The organism is Streptomyces sp. NPDC004435, assembly GCF_042873895.1.
GTDB lineage: Bacteria > Actinomycetota > Actinomycetes > Streptomycetales > Streptomycetaceae > Streptomyces.
On the sequence record NZ_JBIAMB010000025.1, the window covers coordinates 37,757 to 63,081 of the forward strand.

A 25,325-nucleotide genomic window follows, 5' to 3' on the forward strand; every position below is an offset into this window, starting at 1 on the left:
GAGGAGGAGGGAGCGGGGCGACCGGATTCGAACCGGCGTCCTCCGAGATGCCATCGCGGCGCATTACCTCTGTGCTACGACCCCGCTCCCAGGCCGCCGAGTCTAGGCAGGGCCGTTTCCCGTGGTCAAACGCTTTGGGGAGCAGTACTGGTGAGGCTCCGTCAGGGGCGCTGTCAGCCGGCGACGAGGACGGCGGAGAGGGCCAGTGCGCCGGGGAGCGCCTGGGCGTAGAGGATGCGGCGGTCGGCGGTGGCGGCGCCGTACAGGCCCGCGACGACCACGCAGCAGAGGAAGAAGACCCGCACCCGGAAGCCGACGGGGTCGTCGGCGACGAGTCCCCAGACGAGTCCGGCGGCGAGGAAGCCGTTGTAGAGGCCCTGGTTGGCGGCCATGGCGGCGGTCTCGCGGGCGAGCCGGGCGTCGAAGCCGGAGAAGCGGCGGCCGGGCTCCTTCTCCCACAGGAACATCTCCAGCACGAGGATGTAGAGGTGCAGGAGCGCGATGAGGGCGACGAGGATGTCGGCGGTCAGCGGCATGCGCCCATTGTGGGCGCGGGGCGGTCCACGACGGCGGTACGACGCGGGGCGGGGCCGTACGCGGTGGGGGCGGCGCGGGCGGGGTCGTACGGCCTCCGGAACATGCGACACCCCCCGCCGGACGGGCCCGCGGGGGGTGTCGGATCGGCCGCGGTGGCGGCGGAGGGCGGTCAGCCCTTGCCGCTGAGGTCGATCGTCGCGGTGCGCTCGGCCTTGGTCTTGCCGCGGAGGGCGTCGCGCATGACGAAGGCGACGTCGTCGGCGGAGACCTCGTGCTTCGAGCCGTCGCCCTTGGTGACCATGACGCCCTCGAAGGTGCCTTCGAGGAGGCGGGTGATCGCCTTCTTGTCGTAGACCTCCACCAGGTGTCCGTCGACGGCCTTCATGGAGAGGATCTGCGGCAGCGAGCGGGCCGGGCCGAAGTCGATCTCCTTGCCGCCGGCCCGGATGGTGATCCGGCCGGACATGGCGGGCTCGGCGAACTCCTTCATCGCCCGGTCCAGTTCGGCCTTGGTGACCGTGGGCCTGCGGACGCTGACCGGGAGTTCGACGAGGTTGGACCGGCCGGTCTCGACCTGGGCGCGGAAGGCGTCCTTGACGGAGATCATCGCGCGCTGGACGTCGATGCCCTGGCCGGGCTTGCCCTCGACGGCGGTGACCTTGTTCGGGGCGAACAGGATCGTCGCCTCGGACGCCGACGAGGAGGAGCCCGCGAGGTCCTGGAGGGCGACGGCGAGCTTCTCGTCGTCCACCGGGAAGACCGGCTTGGCGACGCGCTCGCCGCCGAAGAGCGAGCCGATCACCGAGACGGGGTTGTAGTCGCTGCCGGCGGCGCCCCGGACGGTCTCCTGGCTGTCCAGGGCGAGACCGGCCTTGTCGGGGGCGAGCTGGACCTTCTTGCCGCCGACCGTGAGCTGGAGCGGGGTCGCGGCGCGCTTGCCGAGGCTCGCCTCCAGCTTGTTGACGGCCTCGTCCCGCGTCCCGCCGCCGATGTCGACGCCGAGGACGGTGGTGCCCTTGGGGACGTCGGAGTGGTTGAGGAGGAGTCCGGCGCCGTAGGCGACGCCGGCGAGGCCGACGACCCCGGCGGCGAGGAGGACCAGCTTGGAGCGGCCCTTCTTGGCCGGGGCGGCAGGCTTCGGCGCGGGCTTGGGGGCCGGTGCGGGCGCCTGGGCCCGCTCCTGGCGGGCGGGCCGGGGGCCGGGCGCCGGGCGCCCGTCGGGGCCGGGACGGCCGGCGGCCGCGGGCACCACGGGGATGCCGCTGGTCAGGGTGTCGCCGGAGACCTGGCCGCCGCCGGGACCACCGGGACCCGGCCGCCCGGCGCCCGGCGCGGGCTGCTGCGGGGTCAGGATCGCGGTGTCGTCGGACATGCGCGGCGGGCCGCCGGCTCCGTGGGGACCGGGACCGCCCGGAACCGGAGCACCGGCCGTCGGACCACCGGGAACCGGGCCGCCGGGAACCGGACCACCGGGAACCGGGCCGCCCGCCATCGGGCCGCCGGGAACCGGGCCGCCCGCCGGGGGGCCGCCGGCGACCGGGCGCCGGGGCATGGCGGGGCGCTGGGGCGCGCCGCCGCCGAGGTCGGCGATCCCGCTGACCGGGCCCGCGGTCGGGCCGGTGGGCTGCCCGTCGTAGCGGGGCGTGCCGGCCGCCGGGGTGCCGTCGTACAGCGGGGTACCGCCCGCGGGGGTGCCGTCGTACGCGCGCGTGCCGCCGGGCGGGGTGCCGTCGTACAGCGGGGTCCCGGCCGCCGGGGTGCCGTCGGGGGACGCGGCGCCGGGGTGGGGGCCGTCGTAGAGGGGGATGCCGGCGGCGGGGGTGCCGTCGTAGCCCGGAAGGGTGCCGGTGTCGTACAGCGGGTTGCTGACGGGGCGGCTGGAGGGCGCGCTGCCGACCGTGGGCACGCCGGCGGTCGCGGAGCCCGCGAAGCCGGTGCCGGGGGTCTGCGGGCCGCCCAGGGCCTTCGGCCCGGACGCGGGCGCGGCGGGTGCCGTCGGCGCGGCGGGGGTGCCCGCGGGGGCCGGGCCCGCGTTCTTGCGGGGCGCGAACCAGTCGCTGGTCTCCTTGGCCTGCGGCGGCTCGGGCGCGGCCGGGGCGGGAGCCGGCTCCGGCTCGGGCTCCGGGGCCGGCGCGGGAGCGGGCCGCTCCGGCTCGGCCGCCGTCGGAACGGCGGCCGCGGCGGCCGCGGCGGCCTCGTCGGCGGAGGCGCCGGCGACGGGCTTGCGGACCACGACGGGCGGGATCGGCCGCGAACCCGGAATGTTGATGCGGATCCGGGTGGTCAGGGTGGTCTCGGTCTTCGGCTCCTCAGGCGGTGCCGAGGGCGCGCCGGCGGTCTCCTCCGGCGCGTCCTGCGCCGGGTGGAGCGACGGATACTGCCGGGACCCGTACGGCTGGGTTCCCGACGGGTAGGCGGCCCCGCCGCGCCCCTGGGCGCCGGAGGACGAACTGTCGGTCTCTCGACCAGTTTCACGACTCAAAGCAGGATCTCCCGGTTGGCTCCGCCGCCCGCTCTTGCTGATGCTCGTACTGTCCCGGGCGGTTCGGCGGCGCGCACCACCATACTGTCCGGCGCCGCCGGTTATCCGCCCGGTGCGAAGTCCGGTCCCTCACACGTGGTCCGGCGCGAGGGTCCGCGGGGTGCTCTACGGGGTGGTCTGCGGCAGCCTGCTGACGGTGGCGCAGAGCACGGCGGCCCCCATTCCCCCGAAGAGGAAGAGCAGCTCGCCGATGCCGCCGCCGAAGAGCCCGTCGCCCTCGGGGCGGCCGAAGCTGAGCACGATGACGGCGAGGAGCCAGCCTCCGCCGGCGGAGGCGAGGCCGACCTGGTTGCCGGTGGCGCGCATGCCGCCGTAGAAGAGGGCGGCGGTGCCGAGCAGGGCGAGGAGCAGGCCGAGGGGGAACCAGGCGGCCTGGACGAGGGCCCCGGCGGCGCCGACGACCGCGCCGAGGACGAGGAGGCCCAGGTAGACGGCGTACCGGACGGCGGGGGTGGTCATCGTCCCGCCCCCTCTGCGCCGTCGGCGGGGAGGCCCGCGAAGAGGTCGGTCTCGCGCGCTCCGGCGGGGGCGCCCGAGGTGCCGCGGACGAGCTCGTAGTGCTCGGTGGTGAAGAGCGGCTGGCCGAGGTCGTTGGAGAGGGCGAACCAGGGGCCGTCGACGGCGACCTGCGTGACGTGGGCGGCCATGGCGGCGCTCTTGCGGGCCGCGTACGAGTCCCCGGCGGCGAGGTCGCCGCCGTCGATCTCGGTGGTGATCCGGTCCTCGTCGACGACGCCGGGGACGTCGTCGAGGGCGGCGTCCTTCGGGAAGGCGGAGCCCTCGGCGGCCAGGCGGGCGAAGCCGGCCTCGGCGTCGGGGCGGGGCACCCGGTTCCAGTAGATCTTGGCGATGGTGTGGGCCGGGCCGAGGTCGGGGCGGTGGCCGGGGTCGGCGGCGAGGTCGGCGGCGCGCATCGCGACCCGGTGGGCCTGGATGTGGTCGGGGTGGCCGTAGCCGCCGTCCGGGTCGTAGGTGACGAGGACCTGGGGGCGGGTCTCGCGGATGACCTCGACCAGGAGGGTCGCGGCGGTGTCCACGTCCGTGTTCCAGAAGGCGTTCTCGCGCTCGTTCTGGGGGACGCCCATCATGCCGGAGTCGCGGAAGCGTCCCTCACCGCCGAGGAAGCGGTGGTCGGTGACGCCGAGGGCGGCCATGGCGGCGGCGAGTTCGCCGACGCGGTGGGGGCCGAGCCGGTCCTCGCGGTCGGGGGCCAGGTGGGCGAGACCGGGCGGGATGACCTCGCCCTCCTCGCCCAGGGTGCAGGTGACCAGGGTGACAAGGGCGCCTTCGGCCGCGTACCGGGCCATGGTGGCGCCGTTGTTGATCGACTCGTCGTCGGGGTGCGCGTGCACGAGGAGCAGACGACGGGCGGGGAGATCGGTCATGGCCCCACCCTACGAGGCGGGGCCGCGGGTGACCGCCCGGGTCAGAACTTGAGGCCGGAGATCATGCTCGCCACGTTGGTGGTCAGGGTGGTGATGGAGTCGGAGAGGGAGGAGCTGGCCAGGTAGAAGCCCAGGAGCGCGCAGATCGCCGCGTGTCCGGCTTTGAGCCCGGATTTCCGGATCAGCAGGAAGACGACGATCGCCAGCAGCACCACCACGGAGATCGAGAGTGCCACGGCGGTTCACCTCCACCTTCGGTCGGATATGCGAGCACTGAGTCGAGCGGGACGCGTACGGACGGTGCCGGTGGTCGGGGCGTCGGGCATGTGCCCGGCGCTCGCCCACATGTGCATACCCACGGAGAGGCATCCACCAAGCGCTACGGATCATAACTATCCGTGCCCTCGCATCGATCGGCGTACGGGCGCACAGAGGGGGCGTACAACGCTACTTTCAGCCGTATGACCATGCATCAGCAGTCTTCGTCCGCCCCATCCGTGGGGCTCTCCTTCCCGCGCCTGCACGCCCGCACCCAGCGGTTCGGCCTCGGTGTGCCGCGCGGGTTCTCGGTGTCGCCCGACGGGGAGCGGGTCGCCTTCGTCCGCTCCGGATCGGGGACCGACCGGACACACGCGCTGTGGGTGCTCGACCTGCCCGCGGACGGCGGGGAGCCGGCGGAGCGGGTCGTCGCGGAGCCTTCGGCGCTGCTCGCCGGGGCCGCGGAGGAGCTGTCCGCGCAGGAGCGGGCACGGCGGGAGCGGAGCCGGGAGGGGTCGGCGGGGATCGTCGGGTACGCGGTGGACGCGACGGTCGAACTGGCGGCGTTCGCCCTGTCCGGACGCCTTTTCACGGCCGAGCTGCGGGCCGGTACGGCGCGGGAGCTGACGGTCCCGGGGCCGGTGATCGACCCGCGGCCGTCGCCGGACGGGCGCCGGGTGGCGTATGTGTCGGGGGGTGCGCTGCGGGTGGTCGGAGCGGATGGTTCCGGTGATGCGGAACTGGCTGCTCCGGAGGACGCGCACACCACGTACGGATTGGCCGAATTCATCGCATCGGAGGAGATGGGCCGGGACCGCGGATTCTGGTGGTCGCCCGCCTCGGACCGGCTCCTGGTGGCCCGGGCCGACGACCGGGCGGTGCGCCGCTGGTTCATCGCGGACCCGGCGCACCCGGAGCGCGAGCCGCAGCGGGTGGGGTACCCGGCGGCGGGGACGCCCAACGCGGAGGTGCGGCTCTTCCTGTACGGCCTCGACGGCGCGCGCACCGAGGTGGTGTGGGACCGGGAGCGCTTCCCCTACCTCGCGCGCGTGCACTGGTCCGCGGCGGGCGCTCCGCTGCTGCTGGTGCAGGCGCGGGACCAGCGGAGCGGGCGGATCCTCGCGGTGGACACGGCGGCCGGCACGACGGCGACCGTGCGGGAGGAGGAGGATCCGGCCTGGCTGGAGCTGCTGCCGGGGGTGCCGTGCTGGGCGCCGGACGGGCGGCTCGTCCGGGTCGAGGACCACGGGTGGGAGGCCTCCCGGGCGACGGACGGTGGGCGGCCGGCGGGCGAGGGCGGGACGCGGGCGCTGACCCTCGGCGAGGAGCGGCTGACGGACGCCTCGCTGCATGTGCGGGCGGTGCTCGACGTGGGCGAGGACGACGTGCTGGTGTCGGCGTCGGCGGGCACGGGCGCGGTGGAGCCGGAGACCGGCGAGGCCCATGTGTACCGGGTGTCGGAGCGGGGCGTGGAGCGGGTCTCGGAGGGCGTGGGCTGGCACGGGGCGGTGCGCTGCGGGGCCGTGACCGTGCTGGTGTCGGCGCGGCCGGACGCGCCGGGAGCGGTGGCGCGGGTGCTGCGCGAGGGGCGGCCGGTGGCGGTGGTGGGCTCGTACGCGGCCGAGCCGCCGCTGCGGGCCCGGCCGGTCCTCACGGAGGCGGGCGAGCGGCGGATCCCCTGCGCGGTGCTGCTGCCGTCCTGGTACGAGGAGGGGCAGGGGCCGCTGCCGGTGCTGATGGATCCGTACGGCGGCCCGCACGGCCCCCGGGTGGTGGCCGCGCACAACGCGCACCTGACCTCGCAGTGGTTCGCCGAACAGGGCTTCGCGGTCGTGGTGGCGGACGGCCGGGGGACGCCGGGGCGTTCTCCGGCCTGGGAGAAGGCGGTGCTGCGGGACTTCACGGTGGCGCTGGAGGACCAGGTGGCGGCGGTACGGGCGCTGGCGGAGCGGTTCCCGCTGGACCTGGGGCGGGTCGCGATGCGGGGCTGGTCGTTCGGCGGCTATCTGGCGGGGCTCGCGGTGCTGCGCCGGCCCGACGTCTTCCACGCGGCGGTGGTGGGGGCGCCGGTGACCGACTGGCGGCTGTACGACACCCACTACACCGAGCGGTACCTGGGCACGCCGGAGGCGGATCCGGAGGTGTACGCGGCGCAGTCGCTGCTCACCGACGACGGCCTGTCGGCGCCGGAGGAGCCCGCCCGGCCGATGATGGTGGTGCACGGTCTGGCGGACGACAACGTGGTGGTGGCGCACGCGCTGCGGCTGTCGTCGGCGCTGCTGGCGGCGGGCCGGCCGCACGAGGTGCTGCCGCTGTCGGGGGTGACGCACATGACCCCGCAGGAGCAGGTGGCGGAGAACCTGCTGCTGCTCCAGGTCGACTTCCTGAAGCGGTCGCTGGGCGGCTTCCCGGGTCACCAGCCGGGCGGGCGCGGGTAGGGCGGCGGCGGGACCGCCGCCGGGCTCCGGGGGCCGGGCGCCGCGTCGGGGACGCCGCGCCCGGCGAGGAGGACGAGGACGGCGGCCCCGGCGAGCACGCCGTAGCCGGTGGTGGCCAGGCCGGGGACGTCGACCTGGGGGGCCATCACGTAGTGGACGTCGAGGTGGAGGTGGACGCGGGCGATCCGGGCGAGTTCGGCGAGGCTGACGGCCAGGAGGACGCCGCCGGCGAGGAGGCCGGGGGCGCGGGTGTGGCGGGCGGCGGTGAAGGCGGAGACGGCGGCCGTCAGGTACAGGGCGACGAGGACGGCGGAGAGCCAGCCGGGCGGGACGCCGAGGGCGGCGTCGAGGGCGGACCTGCCGCCGGTGAAGCGGTCGACGGCGAGCCGGGGGTCGGCCCGGGCGGCGAGGCGGACCTCCCGGGCGAGCAGCAGGAGGGCGGCGACGGCGAGCAGGAGGCCGGCGGCGACGGCCGGTCCCGGGCGGGGCCGGGTGGGGACGGGCTCGTCGGGGCCGCGGGGCGGGCGGCGGCCGGTGAGGGCGGTGACGAGGAGCCCGGCGGCGAGGGCGAGTTCGGTCAGGGCGGTGACGAGCGGGCCGGTGTTGTGGGTCCAGAGGCCGGGGAGGCGGACGGCGAGGGTGAGGGCGCCGGTGGCGGCGAGCGCGGCGGCGGCGTGCCGGGAGCGGAGGGCCGCGAGGGCGGTGCCGGCGGCGGCGAGGCAGAGGACCGGGTCGAGCAGGGTGGTGGCCGACCGGGCGCGGGAGTGCGTGAAGCGGTCGCCGGTCCAGTACCGGAACAGGTCCTCGGGCGAGCCGAGGGCGGCGAGGTCGCGCAGGATCCAGACGAAGGGGACGAGGGCGAGTGCGGCGGCGAGCGCGGCCCCGGTGAGACGTGCCGGTCGAGTCACAGTCACGCGGCCGATACTCACGGTCGGGGGCGGCCGGGACAAGCGGTTCGGGCGGATGGCCGGTGCCGAGGTGACGGAGTACGGCCGGCGGGGCTCCGAGAGAAGCCCCGCCGGTCGACGGCACCCGCACGGCCGCATGTCCGACAGGATCCAGTATGCGGATATCGGAGCCGATTCCCGGCGGTTGCGGGGGTGTTACAGGGTCTTCGGGCTGCCCGGCTCCTCCGGAGGCCCCGGCTCGCCGGGCGGTCCCGGCCTCTCCTGCTCGTGCTCGTCCCGCTCCTGATCCTGAACCTGATCCTCCTCCTCCTCCGCCGCCGCCGCGGCCTCCGCCGGGGCGGGGCCCTCCTCCAGGGGCTCCACGTGGTCGAGCGAGTCCTCCGGCGGGACGACCGTCTTCTCCTCGGCGAAGTGGCAGGCGGAGTCGTGCTTGGCGGGGGTGTCGATGAGGCGGAAGACGGCCGGGACGGCGAGCAGCGGGACCTCCAGTTCGCACCGCTCCCGCGCCTTCCAGCAGCGGGTGCGGAAGCGGCAGCCGGAGGGGATGTTCGCCGGGGAGGGGACGTCTCCGGTGAGGATGATCCGCTCGCGGTGGGCGCGGGCCTCCGGGTCGGGCACGGGCACGGCGGAGAGCAGCGCCTGGGTGTAGGGGTGGGTGGGGTGGTCGTAGATCTGGGCGTCGGTGCCGATCTCGACGATCCGGCCGAGGTACATGACGCCGACCCGGTCGGAGATGTGCCGCACGATCGAGAGGTCGTGGGCGATGAAGACGTAGCTGAGGGAGAACTCCGACTGGAGCCGGTCGAGGAGGTTGACGACCTGCGCCTGGACGGAGACGTCGAGGGCGGAGACCGGCTCGTCGGCGACGATGATCTCGGGCTGGAGGGCGAGGCCGCGGGCGATGCCGATGCGCTGGCGCTGGCCGCCGGAGAACTGGTGCGGGTAGCGGTTGATGTACTCGGGGTTGAGGCCGACGACGTCGAGCAGGTCCTGGACCTTGCGGCGCCGGTCACCCTTCGGCGCGACCTCGGGGTGGATCTCGTACGGCTCGCCGATGATGTCGCCGACCGTCATGCGCGGGTTGAGCGAGGTGTACGGGTCCTGGAAGACCATCTGGATGTTGCGGCGGACCGCCTTGAGGGCGCGCGCCGAGAGCTTGGTGAGGTCCTCGCCCTTGTACCTGATCGTGCCGGAGGTCGGCCGCTCCAGGTTGACCAGCATCTTCGCGACGGTGGACTTGCCGCAGCCGGACTCGCCGACGATGCCGAGGGTCTCGCCGGCGGCGAGGTCGAAGTCGACGCCGTCGACGGCCCTGACCGCGCCGACCTGCTTCTTGAAGAGGATGCCCTGGGTCAGCGGGTAGTGCTTGTGCAGGTCCCGGACCTCGAGAATCGCCTCAGCCATGGAGGCACTCCTTCCAGAAGTGGCAGGCGCTGGTGCGCGGGACGGGCGATTCGGTGACCTCGTACAGCGGGGGCACGTCGGTCCGGCAGACGTCCTGGGCCATCGGGCAGCGCGGGTTGAAGGCGCAGCCGGGCGGGATGGCGAGCAGGTTGGGCGGCAGGCCCTTGATCGCGTAGAGCTCCTGGCCCTTCTGGTCCAGGCGCGGGATCGAGTCGAGCAGGCCGCGGGTGTAGGGGTGGGCGGGCGCCTTGTAGATCTCGTGGACGGGGGCGTGCTCGACGATCCGACCGGCGTACATGACGGCGATCTTGTCGGCGACGTCGGCGACGACGCCGAGGTCGTGGGTGATGAGGATGAGGCCCATGTTGAGTTCGCGCTGGAGCTCCGCGAGGAGGTCCATGACCTGGGCCTGGACGGTGACGTCGAGGGCGGTGGTGGGCTCGTCGGCGATGATCAGCTCGGGTTCCAGGGCGAGCGCCATGGCGATCATGATGCGCTGGCGCATGCCGCCGGAGAACTGGTGGGGGTACTGGCCGACGCGTTCCTTGGCGGCGGGGATGCGGACCCGGTCCATCAGCTCGACGGCCTTGGCGCGGGCGTCCTTCTTGCTCGCCCCGCGGTGGACGACGAACATCTCGCCGAGCTGTTCGCCGACGCTGATGACGGGGTTGAGGGAGGAGAGGGCGTCCTGGAAGATCATCGCCATCCTGGCGCCGCGGACCTTCCGCCGCTCCTCCTCCTTGAGCGTGAGGAGGTCCTGGCCCTGGAAGAGGATCTCACCGCCGGTGATCTTCCCGGGCGGCATGTCGAGGATGCCCATGACGGCCTGGGCGGTGACGGACTTGCCCGAGCCGGACTCGCCGAGGACGGCGAGGGTCTCCCCCGCGTCGACCGAGTAGTTCACGCCGTTGACCGCCTTGGCCACCCCGTCCCGGGTGTGGAACTCCACGTGCAGGTCGCGCACTTCGAGCAGCATGGGTGTCCCTACCTCAGCTTCGGGTCGAGGGCGTCGCGGACGGCGTCGCCGAGCATGATGAAGGCGAGCACGGTGATCGCGAGCGCGCCGGAGGGCCAGAGCAGCATGTGCGGGGCGTTGCGGATGTACGGCGAGGCCGAGGAGATGTCGATGCCCCAGGAGACGGTGGGGGGCTTGAGGCCGACGCCGAGGAAGGAGAGCGTCGCCTCCAGGGAGATGTACGTGCCGAGCGCGATGGTGGCGACGACGATGACGGGCGCGACGGCGTTGGGTGTGATGTGCCGGAGCAGCATCCGGGAGTTGGAGGCGCCGAGCGCGCGGGCGGCCTGCACGTAGTCGTTCTGTTTGGCGGTGATCACCGAGCCGCGGGCGATGCGGGAGAGCTGCGGCCAGCCGAGCAGCACCATGAAGCCGATCACGGGCCAGACGGTGTTGTTGCTGACGACGGAGAGCAGGACGAGGCCGCCGAGGATGACCGGGATGGCGAAGAAGATGTCGGTGATCCGGGAGAGGAGGCCGTCCCACAGTCCGCCGTAGAAGCCGGCGAGGCCGCCGAGGACGGAGCCGAGGAGCGTCACGCCGAGGGTGGCGAGGACGCCGACCTGGATGGAGGCCCTGGCCCCGTAGACCGTGCGGGTGTAGACGTCGCAGCCCTGCCCGTTGAAGCCGAAGGGGTGGCCGGGCTGGGAGCCCTCCTGGGCCTTGGAGAGGTCGCAGTCGAGCGGGTCGCCCGAGGCGATCAGGGACGGCCAGATGGCGATGACGACCAGGAAGAGGATGACGAGACCGGAGACGATGAAGACCGGGTTGCGCCGCAGGTCGTGCCAGGCGTCGGACCAGAGGGAGCGGGCCTTCTTGTCGGGCCCGGTGCCCTTCGGACCGCCCGGGGTCTTCTCCAGGGTCTCGCCCTCGGCCATGGCGAGGTCGGTCGCTCCCCCGGCCCCGGTCGCGGCGATCGCGCGGCCCTCTTCCAGCGGTTCGAGCGGCTCAGGCATAGCGAATCCTCGGGTCAAGGACGGCGTACAGGAGGTCCACCAACAGGTTGGCCAGCAGGAAGATCAGGACGAGGATCGTCACGAAGCCGACCACGGTCTGGGTGTTCTGCCGGACGATGCCCTGGTAGAGCTGGTAGCCGACGCCGTGGATGTTGAAGATCCGCTCGGTGACGATGGCGCCGCCCATGAGCGCGCCGATGTCGGCGCCGATGAAGGTCACCACCGGGATGAGGCTGTTGCGCAGCAGGTGGCGGCTGATCACCCGGCGGCGCGGGAGGCCCTTGGCGACGGCGGTGCGGACGTAGTCGGCGCGCTTGTTCTCGGCGATCGAGGTGCGGGTGAGCCGGGTGACGTACGCGAGCGAGACGGAGGCGAGGACCAGGCCGGGGACGATCAGCTCGTCGAAGGTGGCGGCGGGCGAGACGGCGGGGTCGATCCAGCCCCACTTGACGCCGAGCAGCAGCTGCACGAGCAGGCCGGTGACGAAGGTGGGCACGGAGAGCACGACCAGGGTCAGCAGCAGGACGGTGGTGTCGACGGGCCGGCCGCGCTTGAGGCCGGTGAGCACGCCGAGGCTGATGCCGATGACGATCTCGAAGAGGATGGCGACGATCGTCAGGCGGATGGTGACCGGGAAGGCGGTGGCCATCAGCTCGGTGACGGGCTGTCCGTTGAAGGCGGTGCCGAAGTCGCCGGTGAAGACGTTGCCCATGTAGGTCAGGTATTGCTGCCAGACGGGCTTGTCGAGGCCGAACTCCTGCCTCAGCCGGGCGGCGGTCGCCGGGTCGCAGGCGCGGTCGCCGCAGAGTCCGGCGATGGGATCGCCCATCACGTTCACCATCAGGAAGATCAACAGCGTGGCGCCGAAGAAGACCGGGATCATCTGCAGCAGCCGCCGGATCACGTATCGACCCATGCGAGGCTCCGGGGGTTGGCTCCGGGAAGGGGTGGGGGAAGGCGTACGGCCCGGCGCGGGAGGGGTCCGCGGGCCGGGCCGTACGGCGCCGATCTGCTACGGCCTGCGGCCGGTCACTTGACCGTGATCTGGTCGTAGACCGGGACGCTGAAGGGGTTGAGGGTGACGTTCTCGACCCGGTCGGAGTAGCCGGCGCTGCCGTTCTGGTACCAGAGCGGGATCGCGCCCATGTCGTCGCGGAGGACCTCCTCCGCCTGCTGGAAGAGTCCGACGGCCTTCGGGATGTCGGACTCGGCGTTGGCCTGGTCGACGAGGTTGTCGAACTCCTCGCTCGTGTACTTGCCGTCGTTGGACGAGGCGTTGGTGTAGTAGAGCGGCTGGAGGAAGTTCTGGATCAGGGGGTAGTCCATCTGCCAGCCGGCGCGGAAGGGGCCGGTGAGCTTCTGGGTGGTGACCTGGTTGCGGTAGTCGGCGAAGGTGCCGATGGGGTTGCCGACGCAGGCCGTGTTGTTGCCGAGGGCCCGGTTGATGGAGTTGCAGACGGCGTCCACCCACTCCTTGTGGGAGCCGGTGTCGGCGTTGTACGAGATCTTCATCGTGCCGCCGGGGATGCCGCCGCCCTCGGCGACCAGCTTCTTCGCCTCGGCGGCGTCGTACTTGCAGAAGTCGCCGCAGATGTCCTTGAAGCCGCCCTCCTCGCCGAGGACCGGGGAGGTCCAGTCGACGGCGGGCGTGCGGGTCTTCTGGAAGATCGTGTCGGTGATCTGCTGGCGGTCGATGGCCATCGACAGGCCCTGGCGGAGCTTCTCCTGGCCGGGCTTGTTCCACGCGTCGTCGTAGAACGGGAACGACAGGGTCTGGATGATGCCGGCCGGGGTGTTGATGTACCGGTCGCCGAGGTCGGCGGAGACGTTCTTGAGCTGGGCGGCCGGCACGTCGTCGACGAGGTCGAGGTTGCCGGCGATCAGGTCGGTGTAGGCGGTGTTGTTGTCCGTGTAGACCTTGAGGGTGATGCCGCCGTTCTTGGCCTTGTCGTCACCGGGGTACTCGTCCCAGCGCTTGAGCTCCATCTGGGAGCCCTTGGCGTACGAGTCGATGGTGTACGGGCCGTTGCCGACGGGCTTGGACAGCCAGGCGTCGTGGTCGTCGAAGAACATCTTCGGGAGCGGGGCGTAGGCGGCGTAGCCGAGGGTGTCGGGGAAGGTCGAGAACTTCTGGGTGAGCTTGACCGTGAAGGTCCGCGGGCCGGTGACCTTGAGGCCGGACATGGTCTCGGCGGTGGCCTCGCCCTCGTCGGGGTGGACCTTGTCGTACCCCTCGATGTAGCCGAAGAAGTAGGCGTTCTTCTGGTTGTTCTTCAGGCTGGCGCCGTAGTTCCAGGCGTCCACGAAGGACTGGGCGGTGACCTGCTCCCCGTTGGAGAAGGTCCAGCCCTCCTTGACGGTGACGGTGAAGTTGGTCGAGTCGGTCGTCTCGATCGACTCGGCCAGCATGTCCTTCGCCTCGCCGGTCTTGGGGTCGTACTGCTTGAGACCGCGGAAGATCATCGACAGGACCTTGCCGCCCTGGACCTCGTTGGTGTTGGCCGGCTCCAGCGGGTTCTGCGGGTCTCCCCAGGAAGAGCTCACCACACCGTCGGCCCCTCCGCCGCCGCTGTCGTCACCGCCGCCGCAGGCGGTCGCCGCGAGGGCGACGGCGGTGGCCAGTGCGGCCCACTTGGCGTGCGTGGCTCCGCGCATGGAGTGCCTCCCGATTGTCCTAAGCGTGACTTAGGGCCCAATATCACCCGATATTGACGGGAGTGCACTTTCATGGCGTCCGAGCGGGTACCCGAGCGGTCACGCGGACGCGGAAGGGCCCCTCGCACCCGGCGGGGGTGCGAGGGGCCCTGGTCCTTCGGACCGTCACGGTCGGTCAGCCCGCGTGGACCACGTCCCGCTCCTCGGCGAAGTGGCACGCCGACTCGTGGGCCGCGGGGGTGTCCTGGCCGCGGAAGCGCTCCGGGATCGCGAGCAGCGGCTGCTCCTCGGCGCACTTCTCCTCGGCCTTCCAGCACCGGGTGCGGAAGCGGCAGCCCGACGGCGGGTTGGCCGGCGAGGGCACGTCGCCCGTGAGGATGATGCGGTCGCGGTGGACACGGGCCTGCGGGTCCGGCACCGGCACGGCGGAGAGCAGCGCCTGGGTGTACGGGTGCGTCGGGTGGTCGTAGATCTCCGCGTCCGTACCGATCTCGGCCATCTTGCCGAGGTACATGACGCCGACGCGGTCCGAGATGTGCCGGACGATCGACAGGTCGTGCGCGATGAAGATGTAGGACAGGTTGAACTCGTCCTGGAGCTTCTCCATCAGGTTGATCACCTGCGCCTGGACGGAGACGTCCAGGGCCGAGACGGGCTCGTCGCAGATGATGATCTCCGGGTTGAGCGCGAGGCCACGGGCGATGCCGATGCGCTGGCGCTGGCCGCCGGAGAACTGGTGCGGGTACCGGTTGATGTACTCCGGGTTCAGGCCGACGACGTCGAGCAGGTCCTGCACCTTGCGGCGCCGCTCGCCCTTCGGGGCCACCTCGGGGTGGATGTCGAAGGTCTCGCCGATGATGTCGCCGACCGTCATGCGCGGGTTGAGCGAGGTGTACGGGTCCTGGAACACCATCTGGATGTTGCGGCGGACAGCCTTCAGCGCGCGGCCGGTCAGCTTGGTGATGTCCTGGCCCTTGTAGAAGACCTCGCCCGCGGTGGCCCGCTCCAGGTTCATCAGGAGCTTGGCGACCGTGGACTTGCCGCAGCCGGACTCGCCCACGATGCCGAGGGTCTCGCCCTGGTAGAGGTCGAAGGAGACCCCGTCCACGGCCTTGACCGCGCCGACCTGCTTCTTGAAGAGGATGCCCTGCGTCAGCGGGAAGTGCTTCTGCAGGTTGCGCACCTGGAGGATCGGCTCCCCCCGCTGGACGGGGACGTCCAGCGCGGCGGCCACGGCCTCGTCGTTCTTGCTGAGCTCAGCCATGGATCGTCTCCTTCCAGAAGTGGCAGGCGCTCTTCCGGCCCGGGAGATCCGCGCCGTCCTGCTCGGTGACCGGCGCCAGGGCCGGGATCTCCGTACGGCAGAGATCGGTGGCCTTGGGGCAGCGCGGGTTGAAGGCGCAGCCCGTCGGGACCTTGAGCAGGTTCGGCGGCAGACCCTTGATCGCGTAGAGCTCCTGGCCCTTCTGGTCCAGGCGCGGGATCGAGTCCAGCAGACCCCGGGTGTAGGGGTGCGCCGGGCGGCCGTACAGCTCGTGCACGGGCGCCTGCTCGACGATCCGGCCGGCGTACATGACGGCGATCTTGTCCGCGACGTCGGCGACGACGCCGAGGTCGTGGGTGATCAGGATCAGACCCATGTTGTACTCGCGCTGGAGCTCCGCGAGGAGGTCCATCACCTGGGCCTGGACCGTCACGTCGAGAGCCGTGGTCGGCTCGTCGGCGATGATCAGGTCGGGCTCCAGGGCGAGCGCCATGGCGATCATGATGCGCTGGCGCATACCGCCGGAGAACATGTGCGGGTAGTCGCCGACCCGCGCCTTGGCGGCGGGGATCTTGACCTTGTCCATCAGCTCGATGGCCTTGAGCCTGGCGTCCTTCTTGGACAGGCCCTGGTGGACGCGGAACATCTCGCCGAGCTGGTAGCCGACGGAGAGGACCGGGTTCAGCGAGGAGAGCGCGTCCTGGAAGATCATCGCGATCTTCCGGCCGCGGATCTTGCGGCGCTCCTCGTCGGACATCTTCAGCATGTCCTCGCCGCGGAACAGGATCTCGCCCTGCGGGATCCTGCCGGGCGGCATGTCGAGGATGCCCATGATGGCCTGGGCGGTGACGGACTTGCCCGAGCCGGACTCGCCGAGGACGGCGAGGGTCTCGCCGGCGTCGACCGAGTAGTTGACGCCGTTGACCGCCTTGGCCACACCGTCACGGGTGTGGAACTCGACGTGCAGGTTCTTGACTTCGAGCAGCGGGCCGTTGTGGTGCGCGCTCTCGCGCGGCGCCGGGACGGTCGCGGTCTTGTTGATCGTGCTCACGATGTACGCCCTCCTCAGCGCAGCTTGGGGTCGAGGGCGTTGCGCACCGCATCGCCGAACATGAGGAACGAGAGCACCGTGATCGACACCATCACCGACGGGACGATCAGGACGAACGGCGCGTTGCGCAGCTGCTCACGTCCCGTGGAGACGTCGCCGCCCCACGACACCGTCGGCTCGGCCAGGCCCACGCCGAGGAACGACAGGGTGGCTTCGGCCGCGATGTAACCGCCGAGGGCGATGGTGGCGACGACGATGATCGGCGCCAGGGCGTTCGGCAGGATGTGCTTCAGCAGGATGCGCGTGGTCGAGGCGCCGAGCGCCTTGGCCGCGACGACGTAGTCCGCCTGCTTGATCGTGATGACCGCGCCGCGGGCGACACGGGCGATCTGGGTCCAGCCGAGGAAGGCGAGGGCCAGGATCACGACCCAGACGGTGCGCTCCTCGAAGGTGGTGAGGACCACGAGGGCGCCGAGCAGGAACGGGATGCCGAAGAAGATGTCGGTGATCCGGGACAGGATCGTGTCCGCCCAGCCCCCGAAGTAGCCGGCGAGCATGCCGACCAGGGTGCCGAGCAGGGTGACCAGGACCGTGACGCCGATGCCGACGGTGAGCGAGGCGCGGGCACCGTAGACGATGCGGGCGTAGATGGAGCGTCCCTGGCCGTCGTAGCCGAGCCAGTCGGGGGCGAAGAAGTTGCCCCAGTTCGGCTTCTGGAGGTAGTGGTTGGCCAGGTCCGCGTGGCGCGGCGAGGCGCTCGTGAAGAGTCCGGGCCAGAACGAGATCACCAGCAGCAGCAGGATCAGCGCGGCGGACACCAGGAACATCGGCTGGCGGCGCAGGTCGTGCCAGGCGTCGGACCAGAGGGAGCGCGCCTTCGCGGGCGCGGGACCGGACTCCGGACCCGGTGCGACGGTCTCGGTGACGACAGGACCGGGAGCGGTCAGCGTCTTTCCGTCAGTCGTGTCAGGCATACCGAATCCTCGGGTCCAGGACCGCGTAGAGCAGGTCGACGAGCAGGCTGGTGAGGAGGTAGACGAGGATGATCAGCGACGCGATGCCGACGACGGTCATGCCCTCACGGCGGAACAGCGCCTCGTAGATGGCGCCACCGACGCCCTTGACGTTGAAGATGCCCTCGGTCACGATCGCGCCGGTCATCAGGGTGCCGATGTCGGTGCCCAGGAAGGTGACGACGGGGATCATGGAGTTGCGCATCAGGTGGACGCCGACGATCCGGCGGCGCGGCAGGCCCTTGGCCACCGCGGTGCGCATGTAGTCGGCGCGCAGGTTCTCCGCCATCGACGTACGGGTCAGCCGGGCCACGTACGCGAGGGACAGCGAGCCGAGCACGATGGCCGGCAGCATCATGTCCGTGATCGCCGGGTCCTCCGGCACGGTGGCCGTCGTGATCTCGAACTGGAAGGCGAAGAGGTACTGCATCAGGAAGCCCAGCACGAAGGAGGGCATGGAGATCAGGACCAGCGTCAGGGTGAGCAGGCCGCGGTCCCGGATGCTGTTCGGGCGCAGACCGGCGACGACACCGAGACCGACGCCCACGAGCACCGTGAAGGTGAACGCGAAGATCGTCAGCTGGATCGTGACCGGGAAGGCGGCGGCGATGATGTCGGCGACGGGGCGGCCGCTGACGATCTCGGTGCCGAAGTCGCCCTGCAGCAGGTTGCCGAGGTAGCTCGCGTACTGGAGCAGCAACGGCTTGTCGAGGCCGAGGTCAGCCCGGATGCTGGCGAGTCTTTCGGGGTCGAACGACTGATCGCCCATGAGCGCTCTGACGGGGTCACCGGGCAGCGCGTACATCATGGAGAAGATCAAAAGGGTGGACCCGATGAAGACCGGGACCATCTGGAGCAGTCGTCGTACGACATAGCGCCCCATGGGTGCCTCCGTGAGGGGTTTACAGCAGCTGCGGGGGCCGCCCGTTTCGAGAGGGGGCGGCCCCCGCAGCCTCCCGCCGTCGCCGGTTCAGGCTGTGGCGGGCGATGGCCGAGTAGAGGGGGTGAGCTGTGCGAACCCGATTACTTGGGGGTGACCGCGTTCAGCACGATCTCGCCGTGGAAGTCGACACCCACGTTGGTGACGGCCTTTCCGTGGCCGGCGTTGGTGCGGTAGTACCAGAGCGGGATGGCCGGCATCTTCTGCGCCAGCTTCTTCTCCACCTCCTGGTACGCCTTCACCGACTCCTCGATCGAGTTGGCGTTGTCACCCTTGGCCATCAGCTCGTCGATCTCCTTGTCGGAGAAGCGACCGCTGTTGGACTCGGCCTTGGAGTGGTAGAGCTCCTTCAGGAAGTTCACGTTGACCGGGTAGTCGGCGATCCAGCCACCGCGGTACATGCCCTTGACCTGGTTGGCGTCGCGGGCCTCGAGGTCGGTCGGGAAGTCCGGCTTCGGGTCGCCGACGCAGTCGACGCCGGTGGCGTTGCGGATCGACTCGCAGACCGCGGTCACCCACTCCTTGTGGCCGCCGTCGCTGTTGTACTGGATGGTGAACTTGTTGCCCGGGACGCCGCCGCCCTCGGTGATGAGCTGCTTGGCCTTGGCCGGGTTGTACTCGGTGATCTCACCGAGCTCCTGGAAGCCCTTGACCTGCGGCGGGGTGAAGCCCTTCGCCGGGGTACGGGTGTTGTTCAGGACGGTCTTGGTGATCGTGTCACGGTCGATCGCCATGGACAGACCCTGGATGACCTTCGGGTCGATGTCCTTGAAGGTCTTCGAGTACCAGGCCGGGACGAGCGACTGGACGCCGGCGAAGGACACCTCGAGCGCACCCTCACCGAGGTCCTGCTTGTACTTCGGCAGGTCGGTCGGGCCGACGGTCTTGACGATGTCGAGGTTGCCGGAGAGGAGGTCCTTGTAGGCCGCCTCGACCGTCGTGTAGCTCTTGAACTGGAGGCCCTTGTTCAGGGCACGGTTCGGGCCCTTGTAGTCGTCGAAGGCCTTCATCTGGATGAGCTTCTTGCGGTCCCACTTCTCGAACTGGTAGGGACCGTTGCCGACCGGCTTCAGGCCGAAGGCCTTCGGGTCGTCGTAGAAGACCTTGGGCAGCGGGGCGAAGGTCGTGTAGCCCAGCTTGTAGTTGAAGTACGGGACCTTGGTCTTCAGCTCGATGGTGAAGGTGCTGTCATCGAGGACCTTGAGGCCGGACATGGCCTCGGCCTTCGGGTCGCCCTTCTCGGGGTTCAGGTCGTCGTAGCCCTTGATGTCCGAGAACCAGTAGGCGTTCTTCTGCTTGTTCTTGGCGTTGGCGTACCAGTTCCAGGCGTCGACGTACGACTTGGCCGTGACGGCCTCGCCGTTGTGGAACTTCCAGCCGTCCTTCAGCTTGACGGTCCACAGCTTCGAGTCCTTGGTCTCCACGGACTCGGCGTTGGTGAGGACGATCTCACCCTTGTCGTCGAACGTCAGCAGCTGCGTGAAGAGCGCACGAATCGCGTAGCCACCGTTGGACTCGTTCGTGTCGGCCGGGATGAGCGGGTTCTGCGGCTCGCCGACGTCGATGGAGACGTAGCCCTCGGGCTTGCCCGAAGCCTTGCTGTCCTTCTTGGTCCCGCCGTCGCTCCCGCCACAGGCGGTCGCAGCCAGGGCGACGATGATCGCGCCCGTTACCCACTTGGCGCTCTTGGCACCGCGCATGGGTTTCCTCCTCATGAGTCCACTTGTCACTACGAGAAGGGCACTTCGAGACCTGCCGACACCCCTGACGGCGCTGATCCCCCGGTACCCCGAGTGTGCTCGTGAGTCGGCACTCCCCACAGTGCGTGACCCATTGACCCGAGCTCAATGCAGCCAACTATTAAGTACGCCCGAGCCGTAAACCACACTTAAGTGGTCTCGTTTTGACAACATCACCAAGGCCCCAGATACCGAAATCCGGACAAACTGAGCACAGACAGACACCCCCGAAACGGACCGTTAACACACGTACCGGAGAGCGATGACCGGAATCCGGACGCGAGGGCGGGGCAATGCGTTTGACGAAAAGGGCCTGGCCACTCGCACATGATGCGAGTGGCCAGGCCCTTGGTGTGAGATGCGGCTCAGCCGTTTTTCAGCCGTCGCTCAGCCGCTTTCCGGCCGTCGCCGGCGGCGCGTCAGCTGTTCTTGGCGCGCGAGGCGGAGCGGCTGCGCTCCTTCTGGTCCAGGACGACCTTGCGGATGCGGACGGCCTCCGGGGTCACCTCGACGCACTCGTCGTCGCGGCAGAACTCCAGGGACTGCTCCAGGGAGAGCTTGCGCGGCGGGACGATCGCCTCGAACGAGTCGGCCGAGGAGGACCGCATGTTCGTGAGCTTCTTCTCCTTGGTGATGTTCACGTCCATGTCGTCGGAGCGGGAGTTCTCGCCGACGATCATGCCCTCGTACACCTCGGTGCCGGGGTCGGTGAACAGGACGCCGCGCTCCTGGAGGTTGGTCATCGCGAAGGCGGTGACGGCACCCGCGCGGTCGGCCACCAGGGAGCCGTTGTTACGGGTCTGGAGCTGGCCGAACCACGGCTCGTGGCCCTCGTGGATGGAGTGGGCGATACCGGTGCCGCGGGTGTTGGTGAGGAACTCCGTACGGAAGCCGATGAGGCCGCGGGACGGGACGACGAACTCCATGCGGACCCAGCCGGAGCCGTGGTTCGACATGTTGTCCATCCGGCCCTTGCGGACGCCCATGAGCTGGGTGACGGCGCCCATGTGCTCCTCGGGCACGTCCACCGTGAGGCGCTCGACGGGCTCGTGGATCTTGCCGTCGACCTCCTTGGTGACGACCTGGGGCTTGCCGATGGTGAGCTCGAAGCCCTCGCGGCGCATCTGCTCGACCAGGATGGCGAGCGCGAGCTCGCCGCGGCCCTGGACCTCCCAGGCGTCCGGGCGCTCGGTCTCCAGGACGCGGAGCGAGACGTTGCCGATGAGCTCGCGGTCGAGGCGGTCCTTGACCTGGCGGGCGGTGACCTTGCGGTCCTTGACCGCCGACTTGGCCTCGGCGCCCTTGCCGGTGCCGCCGCGGCCGACGAGCGGCGAGGTGTTGGTGCCGATGGTCATGGAGATGGCCGGCTGGTCCACCGTGATCAGCGGCAGCGCGATCGGGTTCTCCGGGTCGGCCAGGGTCTCGCCGATCATGATGTCGGGGATACCGGCGACGGCGCAGATGTCACCGGGGCCGGCGACCTCGGCCGGCTTGCGGGTGAGGGCCTCGGTCATCATCAGTTCGGTGATGCGGACGTTGGAGACCGAGCCGTCCCGCTTGATCCACGCGACCGTCTGGCCCTTGCGCAGCTCGCCCTGCTCGACGCGGAGCAGCGCGATGCGGCCGAGGAAGTTGTCGGCGTCCAGGTTGGTGACGTGGGCCTGGAGGGGGGCCTCCTCGTCGTACACCGGGGCCGGGACGTGCTCCAGGATCGTGGAGAAGAACGGCTCCAGGTTCTCGGAGTCCTGCGGGACCGTGCCGTCCTCCGGCTTGGTCAGCGAGGCGACGCCGTCGCGGCCGCAGGCGTAGACGATCGGGAACTCGATCTGGTCCTCGTCGGCGTCCAGGTCGAGGAAGAGGTCGTAGGTCTCGTTGACGACCTCGTCGATCCGGGAGTCAGGGCGGTCCGTCTTGTTGATGCAGAGGATGACCGGCTTGCGCTGCTGGAGGGCCTTGCGCAGCACGAAGCGGGTCTGCGGGAGCGGACCCTCGGAGGCGTCCACCAGGAGGACGACGGCGTCGACCATCGACAGACCGCGCTCGACCTCGCCACCGAAGTCGGCGTGGCCGGGGGTGTCGATGATGTTGATCGTGATCGGGGCCCCGCCGTCCTTGGGGTGATACTTCACCGCCGTGTTCTTGGCGAGGATCGTGATGCCCTTCTCACGCTCCAGGTCGTTCGAGTCCATCATGCGGTCGTCGAGCTGCTGGTGGGCGGCGAAGGCACCGGCCTGCTTGAGCATGGCGTCGACGATGGTCGTCTTGCCGTGGTCGACGTGGGCGACGATGGCGACGTTACGGATGTCGTGGCGCGTGGGCATGGGTGGCTTGCGCTTCTCTCGGATCGTGGGAATCGGCGTCAGTTCCTCTTACGCCCGCCGGGCGGACGCGCCACGGCTATGTCCTATGGTACGGGGCTGCCGCGCAAGGGGCTTCCCCGGATCGATCCGAGAGGGTCTACTGGGACGTTTCAGGGTGGGTCACAGGGTGTGGGGAAAGTCATGCGGTCCGGGTCAAGGGGCCGACGCGATCCTGCCCGCCGGGGTCACCGGCGGGCAAGGAACTTGAGCTGCTTCTGAGGTTGTGACCTGTTGTTTCAGCGGTTCGACGGGCTACCCTTGGTCGTTTCGCTCTTCTTGAAACCGATGTCCTGGTACTGGGGGGCGGCGAAGCCCCAGGCGCCGGCGTTCACCACGTCCTCCCTGGCGGCCACCAGCTGGGGGCGCTGGTAGAGCGGGATGGATCCGGCCGCGGCCCAGATCCGGGCGTCGGCCTGGCGGATCAGATCACCCGCCTCCTCCTCGTCGAGGGTGCCCGCGGCCTGGTCGAAGAGCTGGTCGATCCGGTCCGTGCCGACGCGCGAGTAGTTCTGCTCGACCAGCAGGGAGCCGTCCGAGGCGGGCTCGGGCTTGGCGAAGATCGGCCGGGCGTCGGTCGCCGGGTAGGCGGAGGCGGGCCAGGAGTAGAGGGCCAGGTCGTAGTCGCCGGAGGCGATGTGGTCCTTGAAGAAGCTCTCGTCGGAGACCTTGGTGACCTCGGTACGGATCCCGACCGCGTCGAGCATCCGGACGATCTTGTCGCCGACCGCGCGCAGCGTCTCCGAGCCGGGCCCCGAGGGCAGGACGAAGCGGAGGCTGAGGGCCTTGCCGTCCTTGCCGAGGGCCTGCGAGGCGGCGGGTACGGCGGCCGGGGCGGCGCTGCCCATGGGGGCGTAGGCGCCGGCGACGCCCTGGTCCGGCTTGGTGTTGCCGGGGCGGGCGGCGCGGGCGCCGGTGTCGAGGGCCTCGGCGCGGGCGAGGAGGGCGGCGCTCTCCCGGGCCGCGGCGGGAGCCGGGGCGAGCACCCGGGTGCCGCTCTCGGGGCCGCCGGGGGCGGCGGGGACCTCGCCGGGCTTGTCGTCGCCGACGATGTAGAGGCCCTCGTCGGACGCCTTGTCCTCGGTGCCGGCGGTCTTCTTCGCGGTGTCGGCCTGCTTCTCGGCCGCCGCGTCCTCCTCCGGCTTCTTCTTTCCGGTCCCGGAGCCGGTTTCGGCGTCGGAGCCGGTCCCGGAGTCCTTGCCGGCCTCGGAGCCGGCCTTCTCCGCCTCGGAGCCGGCCTTCTTCTCCGCCTCGGAGCCGGCCTTGGTGCCGGCCGGCTTCTTCTGGGCGCCGCCGGGGACCCAGCCGGCGTCGGCGAGGAGGGCGCGGGCCTCCTTGGTGTCCTGGTCGCCGAGGGCGTCGCTGCTGTCGGCGTAGGCGGCCTGTCCGGCCAGGGCGAGGTGGCTGCCGGGCGGCTCGGCCGGGAGTCCGAGCGGCTTGAGCACGGATTCGGCCAGTTCCCTGCGGTCGATGGCGCGGGCGACCGCGCGCCGGACCCGCTCGTCGGCGAGCGGCCCGGACTCGCCGTTCAGGGAGAGCTGGGTGTAGGCGGGCTCCAGGGACTTGCGGACGTCATAGCCGGCGAGGGTGTCCTGGTCCTTGGCGTAGCGGGCGACGGCGGCCTTGTTCTCGGCGCGGGCGGCCCGGACCTCCTCGGCCAGCTCCTCGTCCTCGCCGTGGGCCAGCGCCCAGGAGCCGAGGGCCTTGCCGGGGGTGATCGAGGAGCCGGGGCCGTGCAGCCGGGCGGCCTCGGCGCCGCTGCGGCCGGCGTCGGCGTCCTTGACCGCGAGGGCGATGCGCTCGGCGGTGGAGCGGTCGATCTCGGCGAGGTCGAGCTTCCCGCCGGCCAGGGCGGCCTCGCGGCCGGCGCGGGGCACCGCCCGCAGGACGAGGCTGTCGAGCTTGGCGGCCCGGCCCCACCAGCGGGGGTTGCGGGTGAGGGTGAGGTCGCCGGTCTTCCGGTCCGTCTTGCCGAGGAGGAACGGTCCGGCGGTGGCCTTGAGGGTGGTGCGGGCCCCGTCGTTGAAGGAGTTCGGGGAGCCCATCACCTGCTTCGGGTAGAGCGGGGTGAAGAGGGAGCGCCAGTCGGCGTAGGGCTTGGCGAAGGTGACCCGCACCTCCAGGTCGTTCTTGCCCTTCTCGATCTTCTCGATCCGCTCGTACCCGGCGTTCCTGGCCGTCCAGTAGGCGGTGTCCCGCCCGCTGAGGGCCCGCCACTGGGCGACGAAGTCGGCGGCGCCGATCTCGCGCCCGTCGCTCCACACGGCCTGCTGGTTGAGCTTGTAGAGGACGACCTGCCGGGGCTCGGTGTCGACGACCTCGGCGCTCTCCAGGTAGTCGGGGTTGATCCGGGGCCTGCCGCGCTCGTCCAGGGTGTAGAGGGCGGGCAGGACGGCGCCCGCGACGCGGCCCGTGGTGGCGTCGGCGTCGGCCTGGAAGGCGTTGAGGGTGGAGGGCAGCGCGTCCACCGCCCAGCGCAGGGTGCCTCCGTCGTCGACCAGGGCGCGCGCGGTGGGCGCGTTGTCCTGGGCGGCGGCCGGGGCGGCGTCGTCCTCGTCGGAGCTGCATCCGGCGAGGACGGTGACGGCGAGGACCGCGCTGGTGAGGGTGGCGACGGAGCGGAGTGTCCGGGAGCGGGGACTCCTGGACGGACCGGCCCATGTCCTCCCCCGGGGGGCGCCGACCTGGGACATGACTTTTACCCCTTCGTCCGGTTTCGTGCCATGTGGAGATGATCAGACTCTCTTACTCATCCCACTGAACGGCACCCGGCGGACGCGGCCCTTCCGACACGGCGGCGGAGCCCGGCAAACCCACTCGTGCGGCCCAACAGACCCGCGCCGGAGCGGTCTTGCGCGGCTCC

19 protein-coding genes and 1 tRNA gene are annotated in these 25,325 nt (G+C 71.0%); 1 reads left to right on the forward strand and 19 read right to left on the reverse strand.

Annotation, left to right across the window (positions count from 1 at the left end; translation table 11 throughout):
• Window positions 1–11: 11 nt before the first annotated feature.
• The 6 genes from ACFYT9_RS33800 to ACFYT9_RS33825 form a co-directional block, all read right to left on the reverse strand.
• A tRNA-Ala gene (locus ACFYT9_RS33800) sits at window positions 12–86 on the reverse strand.
• Between the two features lie 87 nt (window positions 87–173).
• On the reverse strand, window positions 174–536 hold the full coding sequence (locus ACFYT9_RS33805; RefSeq protein ID WP_376602880.1) for a DUF1304 domain-containing protein: 363 nt from the start codon (window positions 534–536) through the stop codon (window positions 174–176).
• A gap of 170 nt (window positions 537–706) precedes the next feature.
• Window positions 707–3,019, reverse strand: a complete 2,313-nt coding sequence (locus tag ACFYT9_RS33810; RefSeq protein ID WP_389169773.1) for a hypothetical protein — start codon at window positions 3,017–3,019, stop codon at window positions 707–709.
• A 165-nt stretch (window positions 3,020–3,184) separates the two neighbouring features.
• The gene (locus ACFYT9_RS33815) at window positions 3,185–3,538 is read right to left on the reverse strand and encodes a DUF6113 family protein (RefSeq protein ID WP_389169776.1); all 354 of its coding nucleotides are present in this window, start codon (window positions 3,536–3,538) and stop codon (window positions 3,185–3,187) included.
• Complete coding sequence (gene mshB / locus ACFYT9_RS33820) at window positions 3,535–4,464, reverse strand: N-acetyl-1-D-myo-inositol-2-amino-2-deoxy-alpha-D-glucopyranoside deacetylase (protein WP_389169779.1); 930 nt, start codon at window positions 4,462–4,464, stop codon at window positions 3,535–3,537. The genes ACFYT9_RS33815 and mshB overlap by 4 nt, the downstream gene beginning before the upstream one ends.
• A 41-nt stretch (window positions 4,465–4,505) precedes the next feature.
• Window positions 4,506–4,700, reverse strand: coding sequence for a hypothetical protein (locus ACFYT9_RS33825; protein ID WP_360314411.1), 195 nt, complete (start codon window positions 4,698–4,700; stop codon window positions 4,506–4,508).
• A 225-nt stretch (window positions 4,701–4,925) separates the two neighbouring features.
• On the opposite strand from ACFYT9_RS33825, the gene ACFYT9_RS33830 reads away from it, so the two are divergent.
• A complete protein-coding gene (locus ACFYT9_RS33830) occupies window positions 4,926–7,160 on the forward strand; it encodes a prolyl oligopeptidase family serine peptidase (protein ID WP_389169783.1) in 2,235 nt (744 codons plus the stop codon).
• On the opposite strand, the gene ACFYT9_RS33835 is transcribed toward ACFYT9_RS33830, so the two are convergent.
• The 13 genes from ACFYT9_RS33835 to ACFYT9_RS33895 form a co-directional block, all read right to left on the reverse strand.
• Window positions 7,136–8,074 carry a hypothetical protein gene (locus tag ACFYT9_RS33835; RefSeq protein ID WP_387270685.1) on the reverse strand — a complete coding sequence of 313 codons (939 nt, stop codon included), beginning with the start codon at window positions 8,072–8,074 and terminating at the stop codon, window positions 7,136–7,138. The genes ACFYT9_RS33830 and ACFYT9_RS33835 overlap by 25 nt on opposite strands.
• 189 nt (window positions 8,075–8,263) lie before the next feature.
• The gene (locus tag ACFYT9_RS33840) at window positions 8,264–9,472 is read right to left on the reverse strand and encodes an ABC transporter ATP-binding protein (protein WP_389169785.1); all 1,209 of its coding nucleotides are present in this window, start codon (window positions 9,470–9,472) and stop codon (window positions 8,264–8,266) included.
• Window positions 9,465–10,448, reverse strand: a complete 984-nt coding sequence (locus tag ACFYT9_RS33845) for an ABC transporter ATP-binding protein (protein ID WP_389169787.1) — start codon at window positions 10,446–10,448, stop codon at window positions 9,465–9,467. Before ACFYT9_RS33845 ends, ACFYT9_RS33840 begins: the two co-directional genes overlap by 8 nt.
• 8 nt (window positions 10,449–10,456) lie before the next feature.
• The gene (locus tag ACFYT9_RS33850; RefSeq protein WP_376604824.1) at window positions 10,457–11,443 is read right to left on the reverse strand and encodes an ABC transporter permease; all 987 of its coding nucleotides are present in this window, start codon (window positions 11,441–11,443) and stop codon (window positions 10,457–10,459) included.
• Window positions 11,436–12,359: an ABC transporter permease gene (locus ACFYT9_RS33855; protein ID WP_376604826.1), complete on the reverse strand. Its 924-nt coding sequence runs from the start codon at window positions 12,357–12,359 to the stop codon at window positions 11,436–11,438. Before ACFYT9_RS33855 ends, ACFYT9_RS33850 begins: the two co-directional genes overlap by 8 nt.
• A gap of 113 nt (window positions 12,360–12,472) precedes the next feature.
• Window positions 12,473–14,098 (reverse strand): ABC transporter substrate-binding protein, encoded by a 1,626-nt coding sequence (locus ACFYT9_RS33860; protein ID WP_389169791.1) that lies wholly within the window; start codon window positions 14,096–14,098, stop codon window positions 12,473–12,475.
• A gap of 175 nt (window positions 14,099–14,273) precedes the next feature.
• Window positions 14,274–15,362, reverse strand: a complete 1,089-nt coding sequence (locus tag ACFYT9_RS33865; protein WP_387278102.1) for an ABC transporter ATP-binding protein — start codon at window positions 15,360–15,362, stop codon at window positions 14,274–14,276.
• Window positions 15,355–16,413, reverse strand: a complete 1,059-nt coding sequence (locus tag ACFYT9_RS33870) for an ABC transporter ATP-binding protein (protein ID WP_389169794.1) — start codon at window positions 16,411–16,413, stop codon at window positions 15,355–15,357. The genes ACFYT9_RS33865 and ACFYT9_RS33870 overlap by 8 nt, the downstream gene beginning before the upstream one ends.
• 14 nt (window positions 16,414–16,427) lie before the next feature.
• Complete coding sequence (locus tag ACFYT9_RS33875) at window positions 16,428–17,387, reverse strand: ABC transporter permease (protein ID WP_376603868.1); 960 nt, start codon at window positions 17,385–17,387, stop codon at window positions 16,428–16,430.
• A complete protein-coding gene (locus tag ACFYT9_RS33880) occupies window positions 17,380–18,309 on the reverse strand; it encodes an ABC transporter permease (RefSeq protein ID WP_376603870.1) in 930 nt (309 codons plus the stop codon). The genes ACFYT9_RS33875 and ACFYT9_RS33880 overlap by 8 nt, the downstream gene beginning before the upstream one ends.
• A 140-nt stretch (window positions 18,310–18,449) precedes the next feature.
• Complete coding sequence (locus ACFYT9_RS33885) at window positions 18,450–20,066, reverse strand: ABC transporter substrate-binding protein (protein ID WP_389169798.1); 1,617 nt, start codon at window positions 20,064–20,066, stop codon at window positions 18,450–18,452.
• Window positions 20,067–20,524: 458 nt separating this feature from the next.
• A complete protein-coding gene (gene typA / locus ACFYT9_RS33890; RefSeq protein ID WP_387278108.1) occupies window positions 20,525–22,426 on the reverse strand; it encodes a translational GTPase TypA in 1,902 nt (633 codons plus the stop codon).
• A gap of 275 nt (window positions 22,427–22,701) precedes the next feature.
• On the reverse strand, window positions 22,702–25,155 hold the full coding sequence (locus ACFYT9_RS33895; RefSeq protein WP_389169801.1) for an ABC transporter substrate-binding protein: 2,454 nt from the start codon (window positions 25,153–25,155) through the stop codon (window positions 22,702–22,704).
• Between the last annotated feature and the right edge of the window lie 170 nt (window positions 25,156–25,325).